Origin of the sequence: Corynebacterium sp. MSK158, assembly GCF_030229085.1 — a bacterium.
GTDB lineage: Bacteria > Actinomycetota > Actinomycetes > Mycobacteriales > Mycobacteriaceae > Corynebacterium.
On sequence record NZ_JASPHJ010000012.1, the window covers coordinates 63,637 to 71,532 of the forward strand.

The window sequence follows — 7,896 nt, forward strand, 5'->3', positions numbered from 1 at the left end:
TGCATACCTTATTGTTCGCATCATCGAAAGGGATGAAGTCGAAGTGGCAGAAGCAGCCGGGCCGGGAAAGACCTTGGTGATCGTCGAGTCGGCGACGAAGGCGAAGAAGATTCAGCCTTACCTCGGAGATAACTACATCGTGGAGGCCTCCGTGGGCCATATCCGCGATCTTCCCCGCGGCGCTGCGGACGTGCCGGCTAAGTATAAGAAGGAATCCTGGGCGCGCCTCGGCGTGAACCCGGAGGATGACTTCGCCCCGCTGTATGTGGTGAGCCCCGATAAGAAGAAAAAGGTCGCGGACCTCAAGTCCAAGCTGAAGCAGTGCGATCAGCTCTACCTCGCAACAGACCCCGACCGCGAGGGCGAGGCCATCGCCTGGCACCTGCTGGAGGTCCTCAAGCCTAAGGTGCCGGTGCGCCGCATGGTCTTTAACGAGATCACCAAGTCCGCGATCCTGGAGGCCGCGGATAATACCCGCGATCTGGATTACAACCTTATCGACGCCCAGGAAACCCGCCGCATCCTCGACCGTCTCTACGGCTATGAGGTCTCCCCGGTGCTGTGGAAAAAGGTCATGCCGCGGCTTTCTGCCGGCCGTGTACAGTCGGTGGCCACCCGCGTCATCGTCGAGCGCGAGCGCGAGCGCATGGCGTTCATCCCGGCCGACTACTGGGACCTGGCAGCCACGCTAGATACCGGCGCTGCGGACGCGGACAACCCCGCTACTTTCGACGCCCGCCTCACGGCCGTCAATAGCAAGCGCGTGGCCTTGGGCCGCGACTTTGATGACCGCGGAAACGTCAAGAGCAAAGACGTCATCGTCATCACCGAGCCGCAGGCCAAGGCGCTGGAAACCGCGCTGCGCGGTGCGGATATGCAGGTCGCTGGGGTCGAACACAAGCCCTATACGCGCAAGCCCTATGCGCCGTTTATGACCTCGACGCTGCAGCAGGAGGCCGGCCGCCGCCTGCACTTTACCTCTGAGCGCACCATGCGCATTGCGCAGCGCCTGTACGAAAACGGCCACATTACTTATATGCGTACGGATTCGACCTCGCTGTCCAAGCAGGGCCTGTCCGCCGCGCGCAACTCCGCCACCAGCATCTATGGCGCAGAGTACGTTTCTGATTCCCCGCGCGTGTATGACCGCAAGGTGAAAAACTCCCAGGAGGCTCACGAGGCTATCCGCCCGGCCGGCGAATCCTTCGCCACCCCGGGCCAGCTCTCCGGCCAATTGGATGCGGAGGAGTTTAAGCTCTATGACCTGATTTGGAAGCGTACCGTCGCCTCCCAGATGGCCGATGCCAAGGGAACCTCCATGAAGGTCACCGTGGCGGGCAATGCCACTACGGATAACGGCAGCTACGACGTGGAATTTTCCGCCACCGGCCGCACCATTACCTTCCCCGGCTTCTTGAAGGCCTATGGCGCGGACGACGCCAAGGGGGATAAGAAGGGCGAGACCCGCCTGCCGCATTTGGAGGAGGGCCGTGCCCTGACCGCCAAGGAGGTTTCCGCCGAGGGCCATTCCACCAACCCGCCGGCGCGCTATACCGAAGCCAGCCTGGTCAAGAAGATGGAGGACTTGGGCATCGGTCGCCCGTCCACCTACGCGTCCATCATCAAGACCATCCAGGACCGCGGCTATGTGGTCTCGCGCGGCAATGCACTGGTGCCCTCCTGGGTTGCCTTCGCCGTCGTGGGCCTGTTGGAGGAGAACTTCACCGAGCTGGTGGATTATGACTTCACCTCTTCCATGGAAGACGAGCTAGACCAGATTGCCACCGGTATCGAGGACGGCACCGCTTGGCTCAATGGTTTTTACTTTGGCAACGCCGAGGCCAACGAGCAGAAGGCGGCTTCCATTGCCCGTCACGGCGGCTTGAAGTCGCTTATCGACGTCAATCTGGAGGCCATCGACGCCCGCAAGGTCAACTCGCTGCGCCTCTACACTGACACCGAGGGCCGCGACGTTTTCGTCCGCGTGGGCCGCTACGGCCCGTATATTGAGCGCGCCGTTGGTACCAACGATGACGGAAGCATCGAGTATCAGCGCGCTAACCTGTCCGAAACCGTCACCCCGGACGGCCTGAACGAGGAGCTGGCGGAAAAGCTCTTCGCCACCCCGCAGGGCGGCCGCGAGCTGGGTGAGAACCCAGAAAACGGCCGCATGATCGTGGCCAAGGAAGGCCGCTTCGGCCCCTATGTCACCGAGGTCGTCCGCGAGGATGAGCGGGAGAAGGCCGAGGGTGAGGCCGAGGAGATCGTCGCCAAGGAGCGCGCCGAGGAGGACAAGCAACGCGCCGAGGAAGGCAAGCGCGCCAAGAACTGGGAAACCAAGACGGCCGCGAAGCAGAAGGAAAAGCGCGTCAAGGAGTACATCGAAAACAAACTCAAGCCGGGTACGGCCTCGCTGTTTAGCTCGATGGAGCCTTCTACGGTCACCCTCGAAGAGGCACTTAAGCTGCTTTCCCTGCCGCGCGAGGTGGGCGAGGACGACGGCGTGATGATCACCGCGCAGAACGGTCGCTATGGCCCGTATCTGAAGAAGGGGACCGATTCGCGCTCGCTTGCTAAGGAAGAGCAGATCTTCACCATCACCTTGGACGAGGCCCGCCGCATCTATGCCGAGCCGAAGCGTCGCGGCCGCGCTGCGGCCCAACCGCCGATCAAGCAACTGGGCGATAACGACGTCTCCGGCAAGCCCATGACCGTCAAGGATGGTCGCTTCGGCCCCTATGTCACCGATGGCACCACCAATGCCTCCCTGCGCCGCGGCGATGACCCGGAGCAGCTTACCGACGCCCGCGCGAACGAGCTCCTTTCCGAGCGCCGCGCCAAGGAAGCTTCCGGCGAGACCAAGAAGAAGTCCACCAAGAAGTCCTCTAAAAAGACGACGAAGAAGAAGGCGACCAAGAAGGCCACCAAAAAGTCCACGAAGAAGGCTGGCAAGAAGGCAACTAAGAAGCCTTCGCCCGGCACGAAGAACGTGGTGAAGGCCGGCTCGCGCAAGAAGTAACCGCGTAAGGTGGCGGGCATGAACGATTTTCTTGCCCGCACCCAAGAAGGCGCCGCGGCCCTGTGGCGCGCCGTCACTGATATCAGCGCGCGGCCGCAGGTTTTGGCCTCGGTTCGCGAAGAGCCCGCCATTGGCGCCGGAGTTGCAGCCGGAGCCATCGGCCAGGTGGAAAAGGCCCGCCGGCTGACCCGTCCTTCGGCGCTCGGCGTGGCGGCCGTAACAGCGAACCACGCCGCCTATGCGTGGAGCCTCTATCGCCGCGGCGCGCGCAACGATGCTCTGGGCTGGGGCCTGCGCGCGGCCGCGTGGGGCGCGGGTATTGCCGCCACTCGCACACAGCCGACGGCCGCCGCGGTCGCGGTGGGCGGCGCGGCGGTGCTCACGACCTCGGCTTTAGCGGGAGACCCAGCGCTGCGCACCGAGGCCGGCAAGGGCATCAGCCACGGCGCCAACCTGCTCGTCGCGGCCGAGGGGCTGACGGCCCTGCGCGCGGCGCTCGCGCAGCAAAATCGCGTTAAGCGGAAGCAAGGGGCGCGTCTAGTGGGCGCGGCGGAGGCGGGTGCCCTAGTTGTCGGCCACCTGCTGCTCCTTGATGGCTTGTGCCGCACGCGGTAGCTGCGGCTGCATAGTCGGGCCATAGGACAGGCGGCGGTGCACGGCTTCAAAAGGCCCGCGGCGGTCGAAGGCTTCCAGCACGCAGGCGAAGATGAGCGTCGCCAACCACACCGCGAAGGCCAGCGCGGCCTGGCCGAAGGCGCCCAGATCGTGGCCGAAGTTCAACGTAAACGGGTGCACGAGGCAGAAAAAGAGAATGGACTGCCCCACGTAGCCGCTCATGGAGCGCTTGCCCAGCGCCGCAAAAGGCCACAGCACCGCGGGCAGCGGCGCGCCGGCCGAGAGCCGCTCCTGCACCGGCTGCAGCAGCAGCGCGAGCCCGGCCAGGATGCCAGGCCCGGTAAAGACTCCGATGAAAGCGTTGGCATTATTGGCCGCATTGGCCCAGCGCTGCTCGATGACCCCCAGCGTGCTCAAAGACCACAAGCTACCGATTACGACGGTAATGGCCACCGCGATGGCGACCCAGCGCAGGAGGGTGGGGCGGTGAGAGGGGACGTCGGCAAGCACGCCCTGGCGCGCCCACACAAAGCCCACCAGCATGACGGGCAGGTACATCAGCACAATGATCGGCGTGGCAATGGCCTGGCTGCCGAGGGTAATAAGCTGACTGAGCAGCAGATCGGGGTAGGACTCGATGGTGCCAATGCCCTCCGTGGCCACCACACCGAGGGGATCCATAGCACCGGAAATAAAGGCCACAACTCCGCCCAGCGCGCACAGCGCAAACAGAATATAGGCAATGAGCATGAGGGTAGAATCCCGTTTGCGCAGCAGAAAGGCGATGATAATTCCGGCCACGCCATAGAAGAACATAATGTCGCCCCAAAACAGCAGCACCAGGTGCACTGCGCCCATCGCCGCCAAGAAGGCATAGCGCTTGGCGATGACCCTGCGCGCCGCCCGCACCGGAAACCCGCGCCGCCACAGACTCATCGCAATGAGCCCCACGCCAAAGCCGAGCAGGGTAGAAAACATGGGCAGGCCGCGGTTGTGGACAAAGAAGGCGCCGAAGACGACGGCCGCCTTATCCCACGCGCTGCCATCGATGATGCCGCCGAAATAGCTGCCCGGCCGGTCGGTGGTGATGATCCATGCCGTGGTCATATTGGCCATGGCGATGCCTAGAAGGGCCATGCCGCGCGCCACATCGGGCACGATCATGCGGGGCCGTGGAGCTGAGCTCACTGAAAAACCTCGTTATACCTCGGAACGTTCTGCCAGGGTAGCGCGGATAGGGCGAGCCAGCTGGGTCATGCGGTGACGCCCGCGCAGCTCAATGGATTTCATCATAGTCCAGCGGGCCTGCTCGGCCTCATTGGCAGTCTTGAGCGTGGCGGCGTTAGTGAGCACCTGGCCCGGGGTGTCCTTGGCCAGCTCGGTCAGGCGCGCGGCCTCGTTTACCGCGTCACCGATGACGGTGTATTCGAAGCGATCCGCGCCGCCGATGTGCCCGGCGACGACGTGTCCCGCCGCCACGCCGATGCCCGCTTGCAGCTCGAGCCCGCGCAACTCGCCGCGCAGCTCGCGGGCGGCCTGCAGGGCCATGGAGGCGGAATCATAAACATTGAGCGGCGCGCCAAAAACGGCGAGGGCGGCATCGCCTTGGAACTTATTAATGATGCCTTTATTGCGGTGCACCGCCTCAACGACGTGCTCGAAGAACTTATTGAGTTCCTCCACCACCTCCTCGGGGGAGTGGTTGACGGCGAAGGTGGTGGAACCGATGACGTCAATAAAAAGCACCGCCACCTTGCGGTCCTCTCCGCCTAATTCTGGGCGTTCCTCCAGCGCACGTTGGGCCACCTCGCTGCCGACGTAGCGGCCGAAAATATCGCGCACGCGGTTGCGCTCCCGAAGGCCACGCATCATTTCATTAAAACCGGCCTGCAGCACTCCCAATTCGGAGCCATCGTAGATATCGACCTCGGCATTGTTCTCGCCGCGGCGCACCCGGTTAATGGCGTCCTGCAGCTCCACAATCGGGTCCACCACGCTCATCACCGCGAAGCTAGTACCGATAAACCCGGTGGCCAGGGCGGTAAGTGCCAGGGCCGTGATGGCGGGAACCAGGTCTCCTGCGGTGCCGGAGAAGAGCCCGGTGCGCTGGGCGATGAGCACCAGCAAGATGCCGACCAGCGGCACGCCGGAGGTCATCAGCCAGGCCGAAATGAGGCGGTACTTGATGGGCGGCTCCAGGGTGGCATCCTCGAAGCGGCGCGCCACCGCCTGGGCGGCCACCGGGCGCACGAGGCGTTCTGCCTGCAGGTAGGTCAAGATGACCACTACGAGGCCGGCCAGGGTGGCGGACACGCCTACGACGAGCCCGAGGCGGCCGGATTCCCGGGCGGAAATCACCACGGCCAGGATGATGCCGATGAGCCACACCGCGGCCGCCACCACGGATTGGTAGACGGGGATGCGCATGACCAAGTTGCGCACCATATTCGGATCGTGCTCGTCCGGGTTGCGCTGCCAGTCCAGCACCGGGCGGAAAAGCAGCAGGGTGACGGCGATGCCGATGACCACGGCAAAGATGAGGTACACCGCGGCGACGCCCATCAGGCTGGGTAGCTCGGCGGCAAAGTCCTTAATCTCCGGCATTGGTAGGAAATAAAGGACAAAGGTCATGATGGCGATGGCGCCGATGAGGTTCGCGCCAAGGACTAAGGCGGCGTAGACCGGCCATTGGGTACCCATGAGCCATCGTGCGCCGCGCAGTAGTCTGTTCATGCTTTCATACTTTAGTAAGACCAGTAGGCTAGGGCGAGTGAATACCGGAAGCGTTGCGCAAAGATTGGCAGATACCCCAGGTGTGGCCCGCACTATCCTGGGCGCCGCCCGGGCAGCTCGGGGGATGCCGGGGGCAGACCCGCGGGCGATGAGCCATTCCTGGCTATTTACCGGGCCGCCGGGCTCCGGCCGTTCCCTGGCCGCCATCGATTTTGCGGCCGCGCTTATGTGCACGGACCCAGAGGAGCCGGGCTGCGGCCGGTGCGAGGCCTGCCGCGCGGTGCTGGAGACCAAACAGCACACCGATCTGGTCCTAGTGGATCCGCAAGAGGTCATCATTCCCGTGGATACGGTGCGCGAGGTCATCGGCCGCGCCGCGAGCCTGCCCACGGTGGCGCCATGGCGCGTGGTGATCTTCAATAACGCCGACCGCCTCAACAATAACGGCGCGAATGCCCTGCTCAAGACGGTGGAGGAGCCGCCGGCGCGCACCGTAATTATCATGTGCGCTCCTTCCGACGCCCCCGAGGACTTCTCCCAAACCCTCCGCTCGCGCTGCCGCCACCTCTACATTCCCTCCCCGTCGGTGGAGAGCATTACCGCCCAGTTGGTCAGCGAGGGCGCCTCGGATCACGACGCCCACTTGGCCGCCCTTACCTCCCTCCGCCACGTCGGCAGGGCGCGACGCCTAGTCAACGATCCGGCCGTGCAAAAGCGCCGCGCGGTGGCCATCAACCTGGCAGAAGAGGTCTTCCACGGCTCTCAGGGCTTCCAAGCGGTGACCTCGCTGCTGAAGCTGGTGGACTCGGAGGCGAAGGAATCACATAAGGAACAGGAAGAGGCCGAGCTGGCGAAGCTGGAACAGACCCTCGGCGTGGGTGCGAAGGGCAAGGGCGCGGCCAAGGCACAGCGCGACGCCCGCTCCGCCATTAAAGACTTACAGGATCAGCACAAGAAGCGAGCCAAGCGCCGCGTGATCGACAACCTGGACCTCGTGCTTGTTGATCTCTCCGGCGTCTACCGCGATGCGCTCATGCAGAAGGTGGGCGCGCAGGTGGATCTTACCCACCCGGATTTTGCTGGACTTTCTGGCGAGATCGCGCAGCGCGTGAGCGAGGAAGGTTTGCTGGACTGCCAGGCGGCCATCACGCTGTGCCGCGAGCAGCTGACCCAAAACGTCGGCACGCAGATTGCCTTCGACGGGTTGGTGGGCCGCCTGCGCCGTGCGTGCCTGTAGGTGGGACCCGATTTCTATTCCGCGGCGCCCCTAGGTTAAACTCTCTCTTGCTGCACTGGCGCATGCCAAGCAGCGCGCCGCCTTAGCTCAGTCGGTAGAGCATTTCACTCGTAATGAAAAGGTCGCGAGTTCGATTCTCGCAGGCGGCTCCACAGTGGCCGCAGGTGTATAGCCTGCGGCCTTTCGCGGTTTTGGGGACAGCGCGTTGTGGGTGCGGCCTAAACGACACGATGTGTTGGTGAGGTTGTACGGCTAGCCGGTCTGGCGTGCTGATATTAGGACTATTTCACTT

At 63.8% G+C, this 7,896-nt stretch carries 5 protein-coding genes and 1 tRNA gene; 4 read left to right on the plus strand and 2 right to left on the minus strand.

Going from position 1 to position 7,896, the window contains the following annotated elements:
- The first annotated feature begins 43 nt into the window (after window positions 1-43).
- On the plus strand, window positions 44-3,019 hold the full coding sequence (gene topA, locus QP915_RS09690; RefSeq protein ID WP_284769194.1) for a type I DNA topoisomerase: 2,976 nt from the start codon (window positions 44-46) through the stop codon (window positions 3,017-3,019).
- Between the two features lie 18 nt (window positions 3,020-3,037).
- A complete protein-coding gene (locus QP915_RS09695; protein WP_284769195.1) occupies window positions 3,038-3,634 on the plus strand; it encodes a hypothetical protein in 597 nt (198 codons plus the stop codon).
- On the opposite strand, the gene QP915_RS09700 is transcribed toward QP915_RS09695, so the two are convergent.
- Window positions 3,584-4,822: a DUF418 domain-containing protein gene (locus QP915_RS09700; protein ID WP_284769196.1), complete on the minus strand. Its 1,239-nt coding sequence runs from the start codon at window positions 4,820-4,822 to the stop codon at window positions 3,584-3,586. The two genes, QP915_RS09695 and QP915_RS09700, sit on opposite strands and share 51 nt — an antisense overlap.
- Before the next feature lie 12 nt (window positions 4,823-4,834).
- On the minus strand, window positions 4,835-6,367 hold the full coding sequence (locus QP915_RS09705; protein WP_284769197.1) for an adenylate/guanylate cyclase domain-containing protein: 1,533 nt from the start codon (window positions 6,365-6,367) through the stop codon (window positions 4,835-4,837).
- Here QP915_RS09705 and QP915_RS09710 point away from each other — a divergent pair.
- Both QP915_RS09710 and QP915_RS09715 read left to right on the plus strand, forming a co-directional pair.
- Window positions 6,366-7,604 (plus strand): DNA polymerase III subunit delta', encoded by a 1,239-nt coding sequence (locus QP915_RS09710; protein WP_284769198.1) that lies wholly within the window; start codon window positions 6,366-6,368, stop codon window positions 7,602-7,604. The two genes, QP915_RS09705 and QP915_RS09710, sit on opposite strands and share 2 nt — an antisense overlap.
- A 76-nt stretch (window positions 7,605-7,680) precedes the next feature.
- Window positions 7,681-7,756 (plus strand) — tRNA-Thr (locus QP915_RS09715).
- The last annotated feature ends 140 nt before the right edge of the window (window positions 7,757-7,896 follow it).

Bases quoted from the DNA above. Each gene is read 5' to 3' on its own strand.
- QP915_RS09705 (WP_284769197.1), bottom strand. From the start codon at position 6,367: ATGAACAGACTACTGCGCGGCGCACGATGGCTCATGGGTACCCAATGG.
- QP915_RS09695 (WP_284769195.1), top strand. From the start codon at position 3,038: ATGAACGATTTTCTTGCCCGCACCCAAGAAGGCGCCGCGGCCCTGTGG.
- QP915_RS09710 (WP_284769198.1), top strand. From the start codon at position 6,366: ATGCTTTCATACTTTAGTAAGACCAGTAGGCTAGGGCGAGTGAATACC.